19 protein-coding genes and 1 riboswitch are annotated in these 21,187 nt (G+C 56.2%); of the genes, 6 read left to right on the forward strand and 13 right to left on the reverse strand.

Translation table 11 applies throughout. The features are described from left to right. Nucleotides 1-16: 16 nt before the first annotated feature. The 3 genes from FHW17_RS07270 to FHW17_RS07280 form a co-directional block, all read right to left on the reverse strand. Complete coding sequence (locus FHW17_RS07270) at nt 17-1,357, reverse strand: ATP-binding protein (protein ID WP_162700252.1); 1,341 nt, start codon at nt 1,355-1,357, stop codon at nt 17-19. A gap of 128 nt (nt 1,358-1,485) precedes the next feature. After that, on the reverse strand, nt 1,486-2,187 hold the full coding sequence (locus FHW17_RS07275) for a response regulator (protein ID WP_112525783.1): 702 nt from the start codon (nt 2,185-2,187) through the stop codon (nt 1,486-1,488). Nucleotides 2,188-2,258: 71 nt separating this feature from the next. Then, nucleotides 2,259-2,762: a MarR family transcriptional regulator gene (locus FHW17_RS07280; protein WP_182509506.1), complete on the reverse strand. Its 504-nt coding sequence runs from the start codon at nt 2,760-2,762 to the stop codon at nt 2,259-2,261. Between the two features lie 339 nt (nt 2,763-3,101). Between FHW17_RS07280 and FHW17_RS07285 the strand changes: the two genes are divergently transcribed. From FHW17_RS07285 to FHW17_RS07295, 3 genes are all read left to right on the forward strand, one after another. Then, nucleotides 3,102-3,992 carry a branched-chain amino acid aminotransferase gene (locus FHW17_RS07285; RefSeq protein ID WP_091877993.1) on the forward strand — a complete coding sequence of 297 codons (891 nt, stop codon included), beginning with the start codon at nt 3,102-3,104 and terminating at the stop codon, nt 3,990-3,992. 180 nt (nt 3,993-4,172) lie between these two features. Then, nucleotides 4,173-4,484 (forward strand): hypothetical protein, encoded by a 312-nt coding sequence (locus FHW17_RS07290; protein WP_091877992.1) that lies wholly within the window; start codon nt 4,173-4,175, stop codon nt 4,482-4,484. A 118-nt stretch (nt 4,485-4,602) separates the two neighbouring features. Beyond that, nucleotides 4,603-5,244 carry an MBL fold metallo-hydrolase gene (locus FHW17_RS07295; RefSeq protein WP_113097528.1) on the forward strand — a complete coding sequence of 214 codons (642 nt, stop codon included), beginning with the start codon at nt 4,603-4,605 and terminating at the stop codon, nt 5,242-5,244. A 54-nt stretch (nt 5,245-5,298) separates the two neighbouring features. On the opposite strand, the gene FHW17_RS07300 is transcribed toward FHW17_RS07295, so the two are convergent. The 4 genes from FHW17_RS07300 to FHW17_RS07315 all read right to left on the reverse strand — a co-directional run bounded on the left by FHW17_RS07300 (nt 5,299) and on the right by FHW17_RS07315 (nt 8,598). Next, a complete protein-coding gene (locus FHW17_RS07300) occupies nt 5,299-5,733 on the reverse strand; it encodes a BA14K family protein (RefSeq protein WP_112525778.1) in 435 nt (144 codons plus the stop codon). Nucleotides 5,734-6,092: 359 nt separating this feature from the next. Beyond that, entirely contained in the window at nt 6,093-6,308 is a 216-nt protein-coding gene (locus FHW17_RS07305; RefSeq protein WP_091877989.1) for a cold-shock protein, read from the reverse strand. A 426-nt stretch (nt 6,309-6,734) separates the two neighbouring features. After that, nucleotides 6,735-7,604, reverse strand: coding sequence for a lytic transglycosylase domain-containing protein (locus FHW17_RS07310; RefSeq protein WP_348643710.1), 870 nt, complete (start codon nt 7,602-7,604; stop codon nt 6,735-6,737). An 85-nt stretch (nt 7,605-7,689) separates the two neighbouring features. Continuing rightward, nucleotides 7,690-8,598: a lipid kinase gene (locus FHW17_RS07315; protein ID WP_182509508.1), complete on the reverse strand. Its 909-nt coding sequence runs from the start codon at nt 8,596-8,598 to the stop codon at nt 7,690-7,692. A 141-nt stretch (nt 8,599-8,739) separates the two neighbouring features. Between FHW17_RS07315 and FHW17_RS07320 the strand changes: the two genes are divergently transcribed. Further along, on the forward strand, nt 8,740-9,438 hold the full coding sequence (locus FHW17_RS07320) for an HAD family hydrolase (RefSeq protein WP_112525772.1): 699 nt from the start codon (nt 8,740-8,742) through the stop codon (nt 9,436-9,438). A gap of 6 nt (nt 9,439-9,444) precedes the next feature. Here the strand turns inward: FHW17_RS07320 and FHW17_RS07325 are convergent, their stop codons facing one another. Next, nucleotides 9,445-10,962, reverse strand: coding sequence for an ATP-binding protein (locus FHW17_RS07325; protein ID WP_091877986.1), 1,518 nt, complete (start codon nt 10,960-10,962; stop codon nt 9,445-9,447). 344 nt (nt 10,963-11,306) lie between these two features. Continuing rightward, nucleotides 11,307-12,194: an alpha/beta hydrolase gene (locus FHW17_RS07330; protein ID WP_113097327.1), complete on the reverse strand. Its 888-nt coding sequence runs from the start codon at nt 12,192-12,194 to the stop codon at nt 11,307-11,309. A gap of 122 nt (nt 12,195-12,316) precedes the next feature. Between FHW17_RS07330 and FHW17_RS07335 the strand changes: the two genes are divergently transcribed. Then, the gene (locus FHW17_RS07335) at nt 12,317-12,874 is read left to right on the forward strand and encodes a CGNR zinc finger domain-containing protein (protein WP_182509509.1); all 558 of its coding nucleotides are present in this window, start codon (nt 12,317-12,319) and stop codon (nt 12,872-12,874) included. 4 nt (nt 12,875-12,878) lie between these two features. Here FHW17_RS07335 and metE read toward each other — a convergent pair whose 3' ends face one another. Further along, nucleotides 12,879-15,188 (reverse strand): 5-methyltetrahydropteroyltriglutamate--homocysteine S-methyltransferase, encoded by a 2,310-nt coding sequence (metE, locus tag FHW17_RS07340; protein WP_182509510.1) that lies wholly within the window; start codon nt 15,186-15,188, stop codon nt 12,879-12,881. Nucleotides 15,189-15,292: 104 nt separating this feature from the next. After that, nucleotides 15,293-15,512: riboswitch (cobalamin riboswitch) on the reverse strand. A gap of 60 nt (nt 15,513-15,572) precedes the next feature. Further along, on the reverse strand, nt 15,573-16,877 hold the full coding sequence (locus FHW17_RS07345; RefSeq protein WP_112525764.1) for an MFS transporter: 1,305 nt from the start codon (nt 16,875-16,877) through the stop codon (nt 15,573-15,575). Nucleotides 16,878-16,994: 117 nt separating this feature from the next. Here FHW17_RS07345 and FHW17_RS07350 point away from each other — a divergent pair, with 117 nt between their 5' ends. After that, complete coding sequence (locus FHW17_RS07350) at nt 16,995-17,573, forward strand: TetR/AcrR family transcriptional regulator (protein ID WP_182509511.1); 579 nt, start codon at nt 16,995-16,997, stop codon at nt 17,571-17,573. Nucleotides 17,574-17,824: 251 nt separating this feature from the next. Here the strand turns inward: FHW17_RS07350 and uvrB are convergent, their stop codons facing one another. After that, entirely contained in the window at nt 17,825-20,647 is a 2,823-nt protein-coding gene (gene uvrB, locus FHW17_RS07355) for an excinuclease ABC subunit UvrB (RefSeq protein ID WP_182509512.1), read from the reverse strand. Between the two features lie 146 nt (nt 20,648-20,793). Continuing rightward, nucleotides 20,794-21,051, reverse strand: coding sequence for a SemiSWEET transporter (locus FHW17_RS07360; RefSeq protein ID WP_091877980.1), 258 nt, complete (start codon nt 21,049-21,051; stop codon nt 20,794-20,796). Nucleotides 21,052-21,187 lie beyond the last annotated feature (136 nt).

Genomic DNA, 21,187 nt, shown 5'->3' on the forward strand with positions numbered 1-21,187 from the left:
CGACTCTCTTCGATAATCAGGCCGGGATGCGCACCACAGCACGCAGACCGCCCATGGGGCTTTCATCAAGGGTGATATCGCCGCCATGGCTGCGGGCGATGTCCAGTGCAATCGCAAGCCCCAACCCGGTTCCGCTGGCATCCTGATTGCGTGCTTCGTCAAGCCGGAAGAATGGTTTGAACACCTCGTCGCGCATGTCCTTCGGGATTCCCGAACCGTCATCATCAATGGTTATGCTCAACCAGCCGTCGCGGTGATCGGCGTTGACTACGACATTCTTGGCGTAACGGAATGAGTTCGAGACCAGATTGGAGATCAGGCGCGAGAAGGCATTGGGGCGAACCTGAATTTCCGGCTCGCCGCGAATGCTCGATTTGAAGCCGCGTTCCAAAAGGGCGCCTTCTTCCTTCAACTTGGCAAAAAGGCGCTCGAGATTGAATGTCCCTGTCTCTTCCTCCGCCTCGCTGCGGGCAAAGGCGAGATAGCCTTCCAGCATGGACTGCATGTCCTCGATATCCTGCTCCATGGCATCCGTATCGACCTTGTGGCCGACAAGCGCGAGTTGCAGCTTGAAGCGCGTGAGGATGGTGCGCAGATCGTGGCTGACGCCGCTGAGCATGGTGGTGCGCTGCTCGATCTGGCGCTCGATGCGCTCGCGCATGACAATGAACGCAGCACCGGCCCGGCGCACTTCTTCGGCTCCGCGTGGCTTGAAGTCGGGCGGTGTGGCGCGTCCTTTACCGAAACTGTCGGCGGCGGCAGCAAGTTGCTGGATGGGTTTGATCTGGTTGCGCAGGAAGAGAATGGCGATGGCAAGCAGCACCAGCGCCGAACCGGACATCCAGACGAGCAGGATCAGGGTGTTTGAGGCATAGGCCTGACTGCGGCGGGCAAAAACCCGCAGGACCTTGCCTTCCAGTTGAATACGGATTTCAACGAGGTCGGAATCGCCAATCGTGTCAATCCAGAAAGGCCGGTTGATCTGCTTGGTGATCTCGGCGCTTAGCGGCTCGTCCAGAATGGAGAAAAACGGCTTTGGACCGGGTGCGGGCAGGGGATCGGGCGGCAGGATCGAAATGCTGAGCGACAGTTTCTCGCGGGCAATGCGGATGAGATTTTCATAACCCGGGTCCTGCGGGTAGGTGTCCATCACATCGATAATGCCTGAAATATCGCGCACCACGGCCGTAGAGAGACGCTGCGTCACGGTCTGCCAGTACCGCTCCATGAACACGAAGGCGATGACTGACTGCAACAGCACCATGGGTGCAATGATAATGATCAGCGAGCGCGCATAGAGCCTTTTCGGCATCCATTGCGCCAGCCAGCGGGAAAATTTCCGCCATGGGCCGAGCAGCGTGCTGCGCCTGCGCCGCCAATGCCGCTGCCTGACTGCCAATGCGCGTTTTGCACTGTCCGTTTGTGCCATATGATCAGTGCCCGCTCGCGCATTGGTTATTCCGTCCGGATTTGTTGATCCGGACTCTATTCCACGCTCAATTTATAGCCGACGCCGCGTACCGTCTGCAACCAAACTGGATTGGCCGGATCATTTTCAATCTTGCGGCGAAGGCGGTTGATCTGCACGTCAATTGTCCGCTCGCCAACATCGCCTTCCTGACCTGTTAACTCGTGCCGGGGCACGGTTTCGCCAGCACGGGCAGCGAAGATCGCCATAATGTCCTGTTCGCGGTCGGTCAGGCGGATCAATTCGCCCGAACGCTTCAGTTCGCGCTTGGCGATCACGAAGGTATAGGGACCGAAAACGATCTGCTCGATCTTGGCCTGTGATGCTGGCGCACCACGACGCAGAATATTGTTGATACGCAAGATCAGCTCGCGCGGGTCAAACGGCTTTGGCAGATAATCATCCGCACCCGCTTCAAGGCCTGTGATCCGGCTGTCCGTTTCGGAAAGGGCGGTCAGCATCAAAATGGGAACGTTCTTTTCCTCACGCAGCGACTGGGTGAGGGCCACGCCGCTTTCGCCGGGCATCATCACGTCGAGGATCAGGAGATCATAATCAATGCCGGCCAGCTTGCGCCGGGCTTCGTCCGCATTGGCAGCCACCGTAATACGAAAGCCGCTGCCTGTCAGATATTGTGACAGCAGGTTGCGAATTCGGGTGTCGTCGTCGACAATGAGCAGGTGTGGCGCATCGTCTGAAAGCGGAAGTTCTTCACTCACTAATGTCGTTCCTTCTCTCTCCGGGCATTTACGCCCGTCCCTGGTCCCCGGACGTCCCGATCCGGCCTAAACTATCCTGCCTGTGGCAGGCTGTCGATCTGTTGCCATTGGCTGGGATTGACCATCGCCTTGAGGAAATGCTCGATCACCGTCCGGTCAGTCAGACCGATTTGCTCCAATGCACTGCCAATGCGGCGTGATTGCGGTGCTGCAAGTTCAAGTGCAAGTTCCCGGCCCTTCATGGTGGGATACAGTTCCCGCTGCCGCCGGTCGCGTGGCCCCGGTATCTGCACGACGTGGTCCGTATCAATCAATTGCTTGAGCACCCTTGCCAGACTTTGCTTGGTAATTTGCAGTACATCAAGCAATTCCGCCACGGTCATACCGGGCTTGCGGTTGATGAAGTAGAGAACGCGGTGATGGGCACGACCAAAAGCCAGCTTTTCCAGAATCAGATCCGGGTCGGCAGTGAAGTCGCGATAGGCAAAGAAAAACAGCTCGATGAGGTCAAGTTGGCTCGCGTCCTCCTTGGTCAGGGCTGTCTCAATGTGCCGATCTGGTGTATAAGATTTCATACAGGGCTCCCGCTCTCATTCATGTGTCGCCGAATAATATGTCAGTCTTGTTGACTTAATTTTAGACTGCTGATAATTTTTGGCAAGCTGTTGGCGACATTTTGAATGAAACGAAAAGCCAATAAGTGTTTCTGGGACATTTTCCTCATCGAAACGCCTATTGCTGTTCGCATAATCCCGCGAGGGATTAGGCGTCTATTTGAAATGAACAGCGTCCTTTGCATGTTTAACGAACATGCGGCGCTGTGAGGAGCCACGGTTCACCAATTGTGAAACGGGAACAATTGGCGTCGTCTCAAACCCGTCCAATGATCAGGAATCAAACGCCTGGAGGAAAACATGGCATCCGTACCATTTGATCAGCTTGAAGGTTACATCTGGATGAATGGCGAATTCGTTCGCTGGGCAGATGCTAAGGTTCATGTGCTGACTCATGGCCTGCATTATGCAAGCTCGGTCTTTGAAGGTGAGCGCGCCTATGGCGGCGAAATCTTCAAGCTTAACGAACACACTGAGCGTCTGCACGAATCGGCGAAGATTCTTGGCTTCACGGTCCCATACTCCGTCGAAGAGTTGAATGATGCCTGCCGCAAGCTTCTTGCGATGCAGGGTTTTCAGGATGCCTATGTGCGTCCGATCGCCTGGCGCGGCAGCGAGTCGATGGGTGTTTCGGCGCAGAACAACAAGATCAATGTGGCGATCGCCATCTGGCAGTGGCCGAGCTATTTCGATCCTGCGCAGAAACTCAAGGGTATTCGCCTTGATATGGCCGAATATCGCCGCCCGGACCCAAAGACTGCACCATCGAAGTCAAAGGCCGCAGGTCTTTACATGATCTGCACGATCTCCAAGCACGCGGCTGAAGCCAAGGGCTATGCGGATGCGCTGATGCTCGACTGGCGCGGTCAGGTGGCTGAGGCCACTGGCGCGAACGTATTCTTCGTCAAGGACGGCGTTATTCATACACCAAAGCCCGATTGCTTCCTTGATGGGATCACGCGTCGCACGGTTATCGATCTGGCCAAGCGTCGCGGCTATGAAGTCGTTGAGCGGGTGATCATGCCGGAAGAGCTTGAAGGTTTTGAACAATGTTTCCTGACCGGCACTGCAGCGGAAGTGACGCCTGTTTCGGAGATTGGGCCTTATCGCTTCACGGTGGGCGAAATCGCCATCAACCTCATGAATGATTACGCCGCCGAAGTAACACCCAAGAAAGCTGCAGCTGAATAACTCGTGGCATCGGACGGCAAATAAAGTACGCGCTGTCCGATACTTCCAAGCTTGCTAACGAAAACAATCGGTTGATACCTCTTTATTGAGGTATCAACTGGTTTGACATTGCCTAAAACTTAGTCAACATGCCAGTTGTCAGGCATGAGTCTGGCGCGAAACGTTGACGGGGTGTCAATTATGGGTGCGCTTCTTCCTCTTATCATCCAACTTATCTCAGGTGCGGTCGGCGGTAATATTGTCGGCGGCATTCTCAAAAACCTGACACTTGGCCCGACTGGCAATACAATCGCTGGTGGCGTTGGTGGACTGGTGGGTGGCTACTTGACGCAATACCTTGGCGCCGGTGGTGCCGCGGCTGTAACAGACGCAGTAGCGTCGTCGGGGCTTGATCTCGGCTCGATCATCAGCAATGTTGCCGGTGGCGGTGTTGGCGGTCTTATCCTTACGGCAATTGTCGGCGCCATCAAAACATCGCTGGCAAAATCCTGATCAGGACAGGACGCAACTGATTTTCAAGGGCGGTCTATCGGCCGCCCTTTTCATTTGAGCTGACGCTTTGACGAGTCTTGTGCCTGACGAGACGGTATGAGCATAGGACCTAGGTATAATGGGACAATTGCAGGCCGGTATTATCCCCGTTACGGCTTTTCAACAGAACTGCACCATTCTTTTTGACAGTGACGACAAACATGGCGTCCTGATTGATCCGGGCGGCGACAATCAACAGGTGCTCGACGCTATCCGTTCCAACGGCATCACCATTGATGCGATCTGGATTACTCATGGCCATGTGGATCACGCAGCTGGCGCCATGGACATGAAAGAGGCGCTCGGTGTCGATATTATTGGCCCGCATAAAGCGGACAAGTTTCTGCTCGACTCGATGGAAGCCAAGGCCCTGCAATATGGTCTTCAGGGCGATGTGCGCAATTGCACGCCGGATCGCTGGCTTGAGGATGGCGACACGGTTTCGTTTGGCTCGCATATCTTTGAAGTGCTGCACTGTCCGGGACATGCGCCGGGGCATGTGGTTTTTTACAACCGCGCTGCCAAGTTCGCCCATGTGGGTGATGTGTTGTTCAATGGCTCGGTGGGGCGGACGGATTTGCCCGGCGGCGACCATGAGACACTGATCAGCTCCATCAAGAACAAGCTTTTTCCGCTTGGTGACGATATTGGCTTTATTTGCGGGCATGGGCCCGGCGGCCGGTTTGGCGAAGAGCGCCGCACCAATCCATTTCTGACATAACAAAAGGCCGCCGGAACAATCCGGCGGCCTTTTGCATGTCGCACTGACTGGAGATCAGTTGGCGTTGCAGAAATAGTCGCGTCCATCATAGCCGCGGAATGTGCCGGTTTCCGGATTGAAGGAACGGTAACGGTCGGCGCAATAACGATACCATGACTGTGACCATGGCTGCGCGCTGCCATAATAGGCCGGGCGGACTTCGCGATAAACGCGAACCGGTGCGGCGCGATAGACAGGACGATCATCATAATCGCGATAGACAACATCGGGTTCGCGTGGCTGGGCCAATGCACCGCCGATCAGCGCACCGGCTGCCAAGCCGATTGCACCGGCAGCAAGGGCGTCGCCGCCACGGTGGCCACGATGATGGCGGTAGTAGCCGCGATCACGCCAGCCCCAGTCATCAGCCGATGCTGACGAAGCAAGCGGAACAGCAATCGTTGCAAAAGCCGCTGTTGCAAGAATGGCAATTTTCATACTCTTAAACATCTGTGCCTCCTTTGAAGCATCCCTGGCGAAACTTTTCGAACCGCCTGATCATGTTGGGCTGGACTTTCGTGGGGGCGCCAGCCGTGATGTGTGTTTTAAACGCTCCTGAATGAATGCAAGCTGAACGGAAACCGCGCAGTTTCGTTCCCTTCATTCAGGGCACAACACACGACAATATCAGCAAATCAATGGCAGAACATATTTGGAGGGGGTGGAAAGCGGGTAATTTCGGGGCAAAGCCACGCAAAATCTATTCCCGTTGCGGAAGCGCAGCCATCGCCGCGACCGGTTGGGTATGCACTCTCAAGGAAAACCCCCGATTTTAGCCGGGGGCTCCAAAACGGCTTGCGCCGCTCAAACTATTCCGAAACCGTGATGTTAACGGCCTTTGGGCCTTTGCCACGACGGTCAGGCTCGGTATCGAAGGAAACCTTCTGATTGTCTGCGAGACCTGTGAGGCCGGATGCCTGTACCGCGGAGATATGGACGAAAATGTCCGCCGCGCCGTCATCCGGTTTGATAAAGCCAAAGCCTTTTTCACTGTTGAAGAATTTGACCGTACCGGTCTGTGCCATGCTCCGTTCCTTTTCCTTACTACCGCGTTCCCCTCCGGGTCTGCGGGATTGGTAGTGTCGCCTTTTGCAAAATACATTCGGCGTAAGTCATGCAGGCAAGTCTCGAATTCAGGAAAGGAGCCGATCATTGCCGGGATTTCTCCCGACCCGGTATTCTTGCGGTTCCGGCGCGCCGTTCTTCCAGTCTTCCAGTGTTCGCAGATGCCCGAACGCTTTGAGACTGCTAGAATAAGTGTTTTTTGGCAAGCAAAAGTTTTTCCAACGTTTAGGCGACTATATCGAACAGCTGTGCAGCTGACATACTTGGTCGTAGAAAATTGTTGCCTGCTACCGGTGTATTGGTTGTGACAGACATTGCAATTTGAGGTTGTGGAGGCGGGAATAAGAGTAAAACTGTCCAAATGGTCAAATATTTACGGCTCAATCCTAACGATTGCGCAAAACAATACATGCGCCACCGGCTCCGTGCAGCTGGGCGCAGATCGTATTGGCTTCGCCGCGAGTATCGGCGCCAATGCGCACCGCGTAGATGCCACGCCTGCCCATGGGCGTACGGTAACGGCTGATAACGGGCTCATGCACGTTTAAAATGGCTGGGAAAGCCCGGCGAAGCCGCTCCATCTGGTTCACCGCAGCGGAGCGGCGGAAGTTACCGGCAATCTGGATGCCCCAGGGTTTTGGTTTGATCTGTGCCATGGAGACTGTGGCAGACCGTACGATCGGTAATTGCCGGCAGGCAACATCGAAATCCAGTTTTGCATTGAGCGGCGCTGCGCCAATCTCAGCGCCAGCGGCAAAGTCGTCGGCCGGACGTCCAGTAATATCAAGGACATAGTCTTCAGTTTCCAGCGGGAGGAACCCTCCGCTCGATAGCCATTTCGATACGCGGGTTGGTCCGGCATTATAGGCGGCGGCGGCCAATCCCCAATTGCCGAAGGTTTTGCGTAAATCCTTCAGGAGCGCCGCGGAGGCAGGGAGTGCCTGAGCAAAATCGAATGGATTGTCCAATTGCCGCTCCTTGGCCGTGCCCGGCATGAACTGGGCAATGCCCTGCGCACCGACAGGGCTCAAGGCCTGATCGTCAAAGCGGCTTTCCTTCCAGATCAGCCTTGCAAAGAAGTCGCGCGGCACACCATGGCCATCGGCCTGCGTTGCGATGGCAGCACAAATCTGGCTGACGGTCGGGGCGGGCGGCTGAACCGGCACAGATACGGAAGGGTTATCGGCCGCCCGCACGGATGATGCGGTCAGCATGGTGAATGATGCAACCAGAGCGATCTTATATAACCAGTTCACCCAGCCCTCATTCCCCATTCGTGATGCTCTTCAGCATAAAGCACAGAGAAATTGCCGACGAAAGTCTGGCTTGCCTGTTTGTTCGCTATGCGGCGTTCTTAGGAGGGGTTTCCGGCGCAAAAACCGTGATTGCCTTTTCGCGGATGCGGAAATGCGCGGGTGTCCATGTGGTCAGGTCGCCATCGGTGTTCACGGCGCGCGGTTTGCTGGTCTTGATGGTGACTTCCGTTGTCTGGAAGGCGCGAACATCGTCCCATCGCCCATGGGTGCCCTTGCGCAGGCTGGGTAGCAGGCCGAGCAACCGCCACCAGTGATCGACTTCGAGACTATAGAAGTCGAGCCGCCCATCATCGGCGGTTGCGGTTTCTTCCACCGTCATGCCGCCGCCATAGTGACGGCCATTGCCGACTGAGACCTGCATCGTCCTGATCGTCTCGACCGAACCATCATGCTCGACATAGGCTGTGAACAGGCGTGAGCGGGCGAGAAGGCGGGCGGCGACAATGGCATAGCCGAGCTTGCCCCAGCGTTTCTTGGCCTTTTCAGTCAGTTCTGCTGCAAGTTCCGCGCTGAAGCCGATGCTGGCGACGTTGAAAAACAGGTTGCCATTGACCTCGCCCAGATCGATAGGACGCGGTTTTGCGGCGAGGATCAGCTCTGCCGCCTTCAAGGGCAGGGGTGGTAGACCGATTGTCCGGGCAAAATCATTGGCAGTACCAAGCGGCAGGACGCCGAGCGGCAGGCCGGTCTCAACAAGACCTGAAGCGGCAGAATTCAGGGTGCCGTCACCGCCGCCAATGATTACGAGATCGCATTGATCTTTCATGCGGCGGATTACATCGGAGATGGATTCGTCCTTTTCCGGCGCGGTATCGACAAGCGTCAGCCCGCCCGCTTCCAATGTTTTGCGGATGGGATCAATCGGCTTTCTGCCGCTGCGTGCATTGGGATTGACGATAAAGAGCGCGCGTTTCGGCGGTTTGGCTTTGGTCAATAGATCGGTGCTCCGGCTTGCTGTCAGCCGCAGGTGGGATTTGATTTGTGGCGAAACAAGGCGCGGGTTGAGGATGGATGGATTTTACCTCAACTGCGCGCTACACAGATCGCCATACGATGTCAGCATGAGAGTTTGAAAATGTCCTCCCTCACCACCATCGGTTTCGACGCGGATGATACACTCTGGGAAAACGAACAGTTCTTCCGCTTGTCGGAAAAGCATTTTGAAGCGTTGCTGGCACCACATACGGATGCGACCGACCTGTCGGACCGGCTTCTGGAAGTCGAGCGGCGCAATCTCGATCTCTATGGTTTTGGCATCAAGGGGTTCACGCTTTCGCTGCTCGAAACAGCCTTGGAAGTGACCGATGGCAAGATTCCCTCATCGGTCCTCAATGAGATTTTGGCAGCAGGACGCGAAATGTTGCGTCATCCCATTGAAACCCTGCCGCATGTGCAGGACACATTGGAACAACTGGCGGATCGCTACCGGCTGGTGCTGATCACCAAGGGCGATCTTTTTGATCAGGAGCGCAAGCTGGCGCAGTCAGGTCTTGGCGATTTCTTCGATGCGGTTGAAATTGTCAGCAACAAGGACCGGGCCACCTATGAGCGGATTTTCAACCGCCATGGCGACGGCCCTGAACGCAGCATGATGATCGGCAATTCGCTGAAATCCGATGTGGTTCCGGCCATTCAAGCGGGTGGCTGGGGCGTCTACGTTCCGCATGGACTGACATGGGTACTTGAACATGTGGATGCGCCGGTTGCCGAGCCGCGTTTCCGGGAAATCGAGAATCTGGGTGCGCTCGCACCTCTGCTTGCTGAAATCGCCTAGCTATTGCTATTCGGCGGCGTGCTGTTCCTGCGCGCCGTCATCAGGACCGTTCGGGTCGCCCGCCAGCGTCTCGCAGCCAAGATCCGGAAAGGCTACAACGCGATTACCGGCGAAATCGGTACGGACAACGACCAGTCCCTGTTCTTCGAAATAGGTCAGCAGTCGTCGGGCGCGTCGCGCCGAGTGTGTTCCGTAAGCACGCGCTAACGTTGCATCGGATGGGCAGGGATTTCCTGTGACCGCTGCCTGCGCCACGATAAAGAAGACGCCCTGTACATCATCCGGCAGACTTTTGGATAGCTCCAGCGCCTGCTGCCATGGTTCGCTCTGGGCCGTCTCGCCATCGATACCGGCGCGGGCCACGGCAAGCTTGCGGCGGAAAGCAGGCAGGGAAAGCGCTTCGCCCGGTACCCGGCGAATGCGGCAGCGTACGAGAAAATCCTGATAGAGAACCGCGTCGGTGCGGAACCCCGCATCGGGATCGCCAAGCATTTCCTGCATGACGCCATCAATCAATCCGTTGCGCTCGGCCTGATCGATCTCCGGGAAAAGTGTCATAGCCGGTGCTTCCGCTTCGGCCATTGCTTTGGCTTGGCTCAGTTGCGCCAGAATGTCAGCCGTCGGTGTTGGCTGCGGCGGTGGAGGCGTGCGCCTTACAACCGGGCGGCGTTCTTCAGGTGCCGGGGTGAAAATCAGATCATGCGCATCATCCGCCTGTTGCGGCAAGGGTGTCAGCTTCGGGCTGGATGAGCGGGCAGATGTCTCGACCGCTCCAATCGTGACCGGCAGCGGGCGGCGCGAGAGAGCAGGGCCAAGTGCCACAAAGTGTCCGCGCGCCAGATCGCGGAATTGTTCGGCCTGCCGCCGTTCCATGCCGAGAAGGTCAGAAGCGCGGGCCATATCGATATCGAGGAAGGTACGACCCATCAGGAAGTTGGAGGCTTCTGCAGCCACATTCTTGGCAAGCTTTGCCAGACGCTGCGTGGCGATGACACCGGCAAGTCCGCGCTTGCGGCCACGGCACATCAAATTGGTCATGGCGCCGAGCGAAAGCTTGCGTGCTTCGTCGGAGACTTCACCGGCAACAGCCGGGGCGAAAAGCTGGGCTTCATCGACGACGACAAGCATCGGATACCAATAGTCGCGTTCCGCATCGAACAGGCCGCCGAGGAAGGCGGCTGCGCAACGCATCTGCTGTTCGACATCTAGGCCTTCAAGATCGAGCACCACGGAAACCCGATGCTGGCGGATACGGGCGGCAATACGGGTGAGTTCGTTCTCGGTGCGCGCACCATCAACAACGACGTGACCATATTTATCAGCGAGCGTGACGAAATCGCCTTCCGGATCAATCACGCATTGCTGCACCCATTGGGCGCTCTGTTCGAGTAGGCGGCGCAGAAGATGGGATTTACCCGAGCCGGAGTTACCCTGCACCAAAAGGCGCGTGGCCAGAAGCTCTTCCAGATCGAGCATGGCTTTTGCGCCTGCGGGCGCCGCTCCCATGTCGATATCGACCTTCATTGCTTCTCCAGACCGGTGGTGATTCCGCGCGTGATAAACCGCGCGGAACTCCTTAGCATTCCTTTTCGCTCCTGCGCGAGCGATATGTCGCTTCCCGCTGGAAACCCACAGATGGTTTTGTGTCGCGTGGTAAGAAATGGGCTTTGCATTTGCATATAGCCCGTGGTTCGACAGGCTCACCATGAGGGAGAGGGGTGGGTTGCAGGGAGTTAAATACTGCAACCTTTGTACCGTTACATTCGCGATTAGCGTTGCATCACCCCTCTCCCTCATGGTGAGCTTGTCGAACCACGAACCACGAACCACGAACCACGAACCACGAACCACGAACTATAGCTTTGTAATCAGGCTAACGTGCGCTCAAGAAATTCCCGCATCAGAGCGGAAACTTCCTCTGCATGATCTTCCAGCAAAAAATGCCCGCCATCGAAAATATGCAGTTCAGCCTTGGGCAATTGTTCGGCAAAAGCCTTGGCCCCCGCGACGGCAAAGAATGGATCATGCTTGCCCCAGGTGATCAGCATGGGTGGCTGATGCTCACGGAAATAGGCCTGAAAATGTGGATACTGCTTGAGATTTGATTGGTAATCATAGAGCAGATCGATCTGCGCATCTGCAATGCCCGGACGATCAAGGCCATCTTGCGCATGCATCCAGGCATCGGGGTTGATTCTTGCCGGGTCTTTTGCACCGAAGAGATATTGGCCCTTTGTGTCACCTATCGTCAGGTGGCTGCGCATGGCGGCTTCAGTTTCCGTGTTGCGATTGGCCCAGAGGCGCCGGGCGGTGTTGAAGCCTTCAGACAGACCTTCCTCATGCGCCACGGCGTTCTGGACGAAAATCGCGGTTACGCGTTCCGGATGGCGTGTAGCCAAACGGAAGCCGACGGGGCCTCCAAAGTCCTGCGAGTAGATTGCATAGCGCTTCAGGCCAAGCTTCTGCGTGAACGCGTCGATGATGTCGGCCAGATGATCGAATGTATAGGCGAATTCCTTGTTTGACGGCGCATCGCTGTGGCCGGAACCCGGATAATCAGGCGCAACCACATGATAGCGGTCGGCAAGCAATGGAATGAGGTCACGGAACATATGGGACGATGTAGGGAATCCATGCAGCAGCAGCAGCGTTGGCGCATCCTTTGGCCCTGCCTCCCGGTAGAAAATATTGAGACCATCGACCTCCTGTGTGCGGTAGCTGATCACCGGGCGTGCGTGTTCGTTCGACTGTGACATCGTTCTTGCTCCTGTTGGGTGGTGCGTTGCACCGTCTAAATTATGTTTTGATGGTTACTCACATCAAGGTAACTTGTCAAATTGAATTTTGATGGTTACTTTGAGAAGCGAAAGGAAATGCGATGTCGTTCATTTTTCTGGGCAATGCCCTCTGGCTGGATTTCGTCAATACACAGATCATTGACGGTGAGCTTGTTGATCTCATCGGCGGCGGCGATGCCTTTTTGCAATGGGCAAGGGCGGCGGATATTCCGGCTGATGAACGTGCGACGCATGGCTTTGACAGGGCATTGACCGAAACACGATTGTTTCGGGAACAGCTGCGCGCGGCGGCAAACGATCTTGCGGCGGGCACCGCGCTTAATCCTGCTTTCATCGCCGATATCAACCGGCGTATGGCGGATCATCCTGTTGCGACAGTTCTGGAAAATTCAGGCAGCGGATGGGCGACCCGCGCCAGGCCAGTCACCGAAGGGCCCGAGCGCGTTCTGGCTGATATCGCCAGTGATTTTGCCCGGTTCGTTGCCACCGAAGGCACAAATGTCCGCAAATGCAGCAATGAGCGCTGCTGCATCATGTTCTATGACACCAGCAAGAACCACACCCGCCGCTGGTGCAGTATGGAGGCATGCGGCAACCGGGCAAAAGCTGCCGGTCGCCGCGCGCGTGTCGCTCAATAGCGGCTTACTGCTCTAGCCGCAAAAGCTTTGCTGCCTCGACCATGTTGACGAGGGCTGGCTTCACGTCTTCCCATTTGCGGGTTTTGAGGCCGCAATCCGGGTTGACCCAGATCTGGTCCGGGGCAAGATTTCTTTTGGCCTTACGCAGAAGACCAGCCATTTCATCGACAGGTGGAATGCGCGGTGAATGGATGTCGTAAACACCGGGTCCGATTTCGTTCGGGTAATGGTAGGTCACGAAAGCATCGAGCAATTCCATTTTCGATCGCGATGTCTCGATGGAGATCACATCCGCATCCATGGCCGCGATGGAGTCGATAATATCGTTAAACTCCGAGTAGCACATATGGGTGTGAATCTGGGTCTCGTCGCGCACGCCCGAAGCGGAGAGGCGGAAGCACTCGATGGCCCAGTCGAGATAGGCAGCCCAATCAGCTCGGCGGATCGGCAGACCTTCGCGAATGGCTGGCTCATCGATCTGGATGATCTTGATTCCAGCTTTTTCCAGATCGCTCACCTCGTCACGCAGTGCCAGCCCGATCTGGCGGCAGACCTGATCACGCGAAAGATCATCGCGCACGAAAGACCATTGCATCATGGTTACGGGACCGGTCAGCATGCCCTTCATAGGCTTGTTTGTGAGGGACTGGGCAAAGGATGACCATTCAACGGTCATGGCTTTCGGGCGGCTGACATCGCCGAAAATGATCGGCGGGCGAACGTAACGCGAGCCATAGCTTTGCACCCAGCCATGTTTGGTGAAGGCAAAGCCCGAGAGCTGTTCGCCGAAATACTGCACCATGTCGTTGCGCTCAAACTCACCATGGACAAGCACATCAATGCCGATTTCCTCCTGCCAGCGAATGGAGGTTTCGGTTTCCTTGCGCAGCAGTGCGGCATAAGCATTGGCGGTCAGCGCACCCTTGCCATGTTCCGCCCGCGCTTTGCGTACTCCATCCGTCTGGGGAAAGGAGCCGATAGTGGTTGTCGGAAAGTCGGGCAAGCCAAGCGATTTCTGCTTTTCACGCCGGGCAGGATAGGGGCTCTGACGTTGTGCCTGCTCCGTTGTCACCGCTCGCAGACGCTGTTTTACCGCTTCGTCATGAATTTTGGTCGAGGTGTGGCGTGTTTCGATAGCACGGCTGGCGGCCGCCAGTTCGTCTCGCACGCTGTCTTTGCCCGTGTTGATTGCTTTGCCAAGGATCGACAATTCTTCAAGTTTCTGGGTGGCAAAGGCCAGCCAGCTTTTGAAATCAGGGTCGATATCCGTTTCGAGTTCGAGATCGACAGGGGTGTGCAGCAGCGAACAGGATGGTGCCAGAATGAGGTGATCTGTTCCGCGCTGGGTGATCACGGGTTCGATGCGCCGGAGGATGGCTTCAAGATCCGCACGCCAGACATTGCGGCCATCGATAACACCAAGCGACAGGACAAGACCAGCCGGAGCCTGAGCCACCACCCTGTTGAGTTGCTCGGGCGCACGGCAAAGATCAAGATGCAGGCCAGCAACAGGCAGCCCCAAAGCCAGATCGAGATTGTCACCGAGGGCGCCAAAATAGGGCGTCAGCAGCAGTTTCAGCCGGGGCAGGGCGCGGGCAAAGAACGCATAGGCCACGCGGAATGCGGTCTGTGTGCTTTCATCAAGATCAAGCACCAGCGCAGGTTCATCGATCTGCACCCATTGCGCCCCATTGGCGGAAAGGCGGCGCAGAATTTCCGTGTAAACGGGCAGGAGGCCCGGCAATAGTGACAGTGGATCGAGGCGGTCATCCTTGCTCTTGGCGAGTTTGAGGAAGGTGACAGGTCCAAGAATAACCGGACGTGTATCAAAGCCCTGCTCGCTGGCTTCGCGGTACTCATCAACGGGCTTGTTGGAACCAAGGGTGAATTCCTGACCGCGCGTCAGTTCAGGCACCATGAAATGATAATTGGTATCAAACCACTTGGTCATCTCCTGCGCCGCTACGCCGTGATGGGCGCAACCTTCGTGATCTTGCGAGCCCTGACTGCCCCGCGCCATGGCGAAGTAGGTTTCAGGGGCTGCAGGACCGCCCTTCCATTCATAGTTTTGCGGGATCGCGCCAACCATGACGCTGGTATCCAGCACATGGTCATAGAGTGAGAAATCATTGCTCGGTATGTGGTTGAGGCCATGGGCCTTCTGCAAAGCCCAGTTTTCCTGACGCAGGCCCACAGCGATATCCTGCAGAGTGACGATATGGGATTTGCCTGACCAGAAATTTTCCAGCGCGAATTTCAGCTCGCGCCGTTTGCCGATCCGAGGGAAACCCAGATTGCTTATGGTGATAGACATAGTTCTTTACCCCGATTGGTTGAGGGCAAAGGCCAGGCGCACGCATGCAGGAAATACGGGCATCGCAATGCCCGCTTGCAAGCGACACACCGGACACCCCGCCCGTGGACGTTATCTATCGAGGCAGGTCTCCTGGCTCACGGGTCAGTGCTCTTGTCAGGCCTTCCCGATCCATGTGCGGATCAGTGACACGAAATTGACAACAGCTCGCCGCTTACAGTTGCGGGGGCAGCTCCGGATTAGATCTCGGGAAGAGATCGCACCGTATTCCCTCTTAGCTCTGCGCCCCGGAAGGCGCAGAGAACCACGATGAAGGCATGGTAGGCGTGTGTCCGCAGACTGTCAATAACACATAAAGGTATCTTTATATGGTTACGTCATCATTTAATGGGCGACGGCTGGTTCACCGACAACGTCGCTCTTGCTGCTTTTCTTGATGGTCAGGGCGAGCAAGGCTGCGATGAAGCAGAGAATACCGGCGGTGAAGAATGCAGGCAGGTAGCTTGCATATTCCGTCCGGGCGAAACCGCCACCATAGGCAGCCGATGCGGCTCCAAGCTGATGGCCGGCAAAGACCCAGCCGAATACCATACCGGCCTTTTCGCGGCCAAAACGATCCGTTGCCAGTTTGACGGTTGGCGGTACGGTGGCGATCCAGTCCAATCCATAGAACATGGCGAACAGCGTGAGGCCGTAGATGGAGAAGTTGCTGTAGGGCAAAAAGAGCAGCGAGGCACCGCGCAGGCCGTAGTACCAGAACAGCAACCAGCGATTATCGACCCGGTCGGACAGCCAGCCGGAACCGATTGTGCCGAAGAAATCGAAGAAGCCCATCATGGCAAGCACGCTGGCCGCTGTCACTGCGGCGAGGCCGTAATCACCGCAAAGCGCGACGAAATGTGTCTGGATCAGGCCGTTGGTGCTCGCACCGCAGATATAGAACGTGGCGAACAGGACCCAGAACGTGCTGCTGCGGGAGATTTCTTTCAGTGTGACAAGCGGCATGATGATGAGTGAGAGAAGTCCGCCCGTTATCGGAGCAGTCTTCGTGACTTCTTTTTCGCCATAGGCTGGCAAGCCCACATCGGCTGGACGGTCGCGCATCAGCAGAAATACCGCAACAGCGGCAACGGCGAGCAGGGCGCAGACCATCATGGTGGCGGCACGCCAGCCGTAATTTTCACTGATGGACGCCATGAGTGGCATGAAGGCCAACTGGCCGGTCGCCGAGCTTGCGGTCAGCATGCCAAGCACCAATCCGCGCCGTTCCGTAAACCAGCGCGTGGCGACAGTTGCGCCGAGCACCATGGCGGTCAAGCCAGTACCGAAGCCGATCACAACGCCCCATAACAGGATAAGCTGCCAAATCTGCGTCATGCCCAGCGATAGAAACGAGCCACCGGCAATAAGCGCGAGCGCCACGCAGACAACCTTGCGCACACCGAAATAGTTCATGAAAGCGGCAGCGAACGGACCCATCAGGCCGAACAGCAGCAGACGAATGGAAAAGGCCGTCGCGATCTGTTCCGTGGTCCAGCCGAACTCTTTTTCCAGCGGTACGATGAGTACGCCGGGCGCGCCAACAGCTGCCGCGGTAACGAGCATGGTGAGAAAGGTGACGGCGACAACAACCCAACCATAATGGACATTGCGTCGGGCGAGGGTCGCGGCAAGTGGTGAAGAAATCATGTTCGTTTCCCCGATGGGCGATTATAGACAATTGATTTAAATGACGGTCATCATTATTGACTATTGATGACGACCATCATATAAATTGTCAATGCAGTTTTTTTGAAGGAATGTTTCATGCGTGTCAGCAGGGATCAGGCAGCTCAGAATCGCGCCCGTATTGTACAGATCGCCGGGCAGCAGTTTCGGGAGAAGGGCTTTGATGGAATCGGCGTTGCCGATGTCATGAAAAGCGCCGGGCTTACGCATGGTGGCTTCTATGGCCATTTTGATTCAAAGGATGATCTGATTGCGGAGGCCTGCGAAGCGGCCATGGCGCTGTCAGTCCGCAAATGGATGAGCCTTTCCGAGGGCGCTCCGGATAATGCGCTTGCTGCAATCGCCAAGTCCTATTTGACCGGAGATGCGCATGGCGAGGGCAAAATGAGCAGTTGCATGATGGCGGCTCTCGCGCCGGATATTGCCCGCCGTGGTGGCCCTGTGCGCTCGCGCTTTACCGAGGGAACAAAGGCGCTGCTCGATATTCTGATCAACGCCGTGACCGGGAATACAAAAGCCAAGCAACGGGAGAAAGCCATTGCTGTTATGGCCGGACTGGTGGGAACAGTCGTTCTGTCCCACGCGGTGGACGATCCGGAATTCGCCAAAGAAATCAACAGGATTGGTGAGGCAGCCTTCGGGAGAGATACTGAATAGGGTGTGGGATATCGCCTGTTGAAGGGGATATCAATGACATCTGTGTCGATGGTTCAAAGGATTGCATAACCCTACCACGTGGTTCGACGGGCTCACCATGAGGGAGAGTGAGGGTTGCAGGGAATCAAGTTCTGCAACCGTTGCGATGTTCCGCAATGCTGGCGATTATCTTGCAACCCTCACTCTCCCTCATGGTGAGCCTGTCGAACCACGCGCGATAAGTGGTGCAACACACCCTCATAAGCCCAAAATTACCGCCCCGGACGCCCTGTTTTGCCCGGTCGGCGTTTTTTGCGCGCGTCATTGGCATCTTCATAGGAGCCGATACCGCTGCGCTCACGCCTGATAATGGCGTCGTCATTCCGGTTGGTGGCGCCGGGAAGTGCGGGCTTTTCCGGTACGGCACCACGAACAGGTTTCTCTGTCCGGCCTACGGTCATCTCATCCAGCGTGTTCTTGCGGAACTGTCCACCGCCCAGAGGCCGGGTGGAATCGCCACCCATTTCATCCAGATGCGGTTTGCGGAACAGTGGCGAGTTCGGATCGCTGTTCTCATCCGTAACCACACGGTGCATGGCTCGTCCGGCATTATGCCTGCCTTTGGTGCGGCCGGAAACCGGACTTTCCAGTTCCACCTCGCGCGCCATCGGATCGTCTGAAATGGCGAGTTCCGTTTCGCGCAGACGCTTGATTTCGTCGCGCAGTCTTGCCGCCACTTCGAAGTCGAGATCGTCGGCGGCCACACGCATCTGCTTTTCCAGATGTTCGAGGTGCGATTTGAGGTTGTTCCCCATCATCGCGCCGGAATCGGTAAAGCCGGAAATATCCGCACGAACGTGATCGCGCTCGTACACACTGTTGAGAATATCACCGATATTCTTCTTGATGCTGGCGGGTGTAATCCCGTGTTCGGTGTTATAGGCCTCCTGCTTTTCGCGGCGGCGGCTGGTTTCCGCCATGGCCCGTTCCATCGAACCGGTGATGTGATCGGCGTAAAGGACAACCTTGCCGTCGACGTTACGCGCGGCACGGCCAATGGTCTGGATCAGTGACGTTTCCGACCGCAGGAATCCTTCCTTGTCCGCATCGAGAATGGCAACGAACCCGCACTCGGGAATATCCAGACCTTCACGCAGCAGGTTGATACCAACGAGAACGTCAAATGCACCCAGTCTGAGATCGCGCAGGATCTCGATACGTTCGAGTGTATCGATATCGGAGTGCATGTAGCGCACGCGAATACCCTGTTCGTGCAGATATTCCGTCAGGTCTTCCGCCATGCGCTTGGTCAGAACGGTCACCAGCGTGCGATAACCTTTTGCCGAAGTATCGCGGATTTCACCGAGAACATCATCGACCTGTGACTTCGCCGGACGCACTTCAACAGGCGGATCAATCAGACCGGTCGGGCGAATAACCTGTTCGGCAAACACACCGCCAGCCTCTTCCATTTCCCAGTTGCTTGGGGTGGCGGAAACGGCAACGGTTTGCGGACGCATGGCGTCCCATTCCTCAAAACGCAGCGGACGGTTGTCCAGACATGAGGGCAAGCGGAAGCCATATTCGGCCAGCGTTGCCTTGCGCCTGAAGTCGCCCTTGTACATGGCGCCAATCTGCGGAACGGTCACATGGCTTTCATCGATGAAGACAAGCGCATTATCCGGAATATATTCGAAAAGCGTGGGCGGCGGCTCGCCGGGTTTGCGGCCGGTCAGATAACGCGAATAGTTCTCGATGCCAGCGCAGGAACCCGTCGCCTCAAGCATCTCGAGATCGAAGGTGCAGCGCTGTTCCAGCCGCTGCGCTTCCAGCAAACGGCCAGCTTCGTTCAACTCGACGAGACGATGCTTCAGCTCTTCCTTGATTGATTTGATGGCCTGATTGAGCGTCGGGCGCGGTGTCACATAGTGCGAATTCGCGTAAATCTTCACCTGGCTGAGATCGCCGGTCTTCTGGCCAGTCAGCGGGTCGAATTCGGTGATTGTCTCAATCTCGTCGCCAAACATGGAAATACGCCATGCCCTGTCCTCAAGGTGGGCGGGGAACAGTTCAATCGTATCGCCGCGCACCCGGAACGAACCGCGGGTGAAATCCATGTCGCGGCGCTTATATTGCTGCGCCACCAGATCGGCGAGCAGGGCGCGCTGGTCAAGCCGGTCGCCGATCTTCATTTCGAAGGTCATGGCCGTGTAGGTTTCGACCGATCCGATACCATAAATGCAGGATACGGAGGCAACGATGATCACATCATCGCGTTCCAGCAGCGAACGGGTGGCGGAGTGGCGCATCCGGTCGATCTGTTCGTTGATCGACGATTCCTTTTCGATGAATGTGTCTGAGCGCGGTACATAGGCTTCCGGCTGGTAATAATCGTAGTAGGAAACGAAATATTCGACCGCATTGTTGGGGAAGAAGGATTTGAACTCGCCGTAAAGCTGCGCCGCGAGTGTTTTATTCGGCGCAAGGATCAGCGCCGGGCGCTGGGTTTCCTCGATAACCTTGGCCATGGTGAAGGTCTTGCCCGAACCGGTGACGCCAAGCAACACCTGTGTCTTGTCTTCATCGGCAATGCCGGAGACAAGATCGCGAATAGCCGTTGGCTGATCACCTGATGGCTGGAAATCCGTTTCCATCTGAATGGCGATACCGCCTTCGGATTTGGATGGGCGGGCAGGGCGGTGCGGTTGCCACGCTGCCCCGTTCTTGAACAGCGGATTGCCGCTTTCGATCAATGCCGACAGGGCGGCGACCGTTGCTGTTGCTCCACCAGCCGGCAGACTACCCACATCCTCAAGCGCGATATCGAGCCCTGCGACCGGGTTCAACCCGGCGGCGGCGCGTGTCTTGGGATCACTCGATCCACCGATGGATGTGCCGCGCGATGTTCTGGAACTGCTGTTTTCCTTGGCAGCCGTCTTCTTCGGCTTTACCGGCTTGGACATTGCCTTAGCGGTTTCCTCGGAAATCTGTTTGGCCCAATCGCTGATCGAGCCGGAAAGCGGTGTGCCTTCCAGTTCAGACTGCGGCGCTTCGCCGAAACCATCTGCGTTATATTTGTCAGGAGATTTAACCATGGGTTGAATATGGTGGGAGTCCGGCGAAATGGAAAGAGCCAACTCTGTAAAAGTCACCCGAAGCGACAGGCTACTGACATAAGGTTGTCAGGAAGAATGTCAGGGGTGAGGCTGGAATATTCCAAGTTGCAGGCTCGAAAACCCGATCAACCGTAGCGCAGTTTCAGTCCAAGAATGGTCAGAATGAGCAGAAGCGTAGCACCGTTCGCGGCGATAACCGGCCATGAACTGATCATGACACCGTAGAACAGCCAAAGCAGAACACCAAGCGCCAAGGATACATTGGTGACCAGCGAAATACTGCCAGTCTCCCGGTACCGTACGATCTTGATGATCTGCGGAACCCAGCACAGGGTGGTGATCAAGGCAGCGAGGCTACCCACAAGCTCGATATGCTGATCCACGGAATGAACTTTCAGAAAATGAGAGAATTGATATATGAGGGGATTCTTCGAAAAAATACAGCGAAATCATGACGTAAACGGCTATCCGCGATAAAAATTTATATCGCGGATTGTTGATTACGTGTCTTTTTGCCTG

The sequence above is a fragment of the Phyllobacterium sp. P30BS-XVII genome, assembly GCF_014138335.1.
Lineage (GTDB): Bacteria > Pseudomonadota > Alphaproteobacteria > Rhizobiales > Rhizobiaceae > Phyllobacterium > Phyllobacterium meliloti.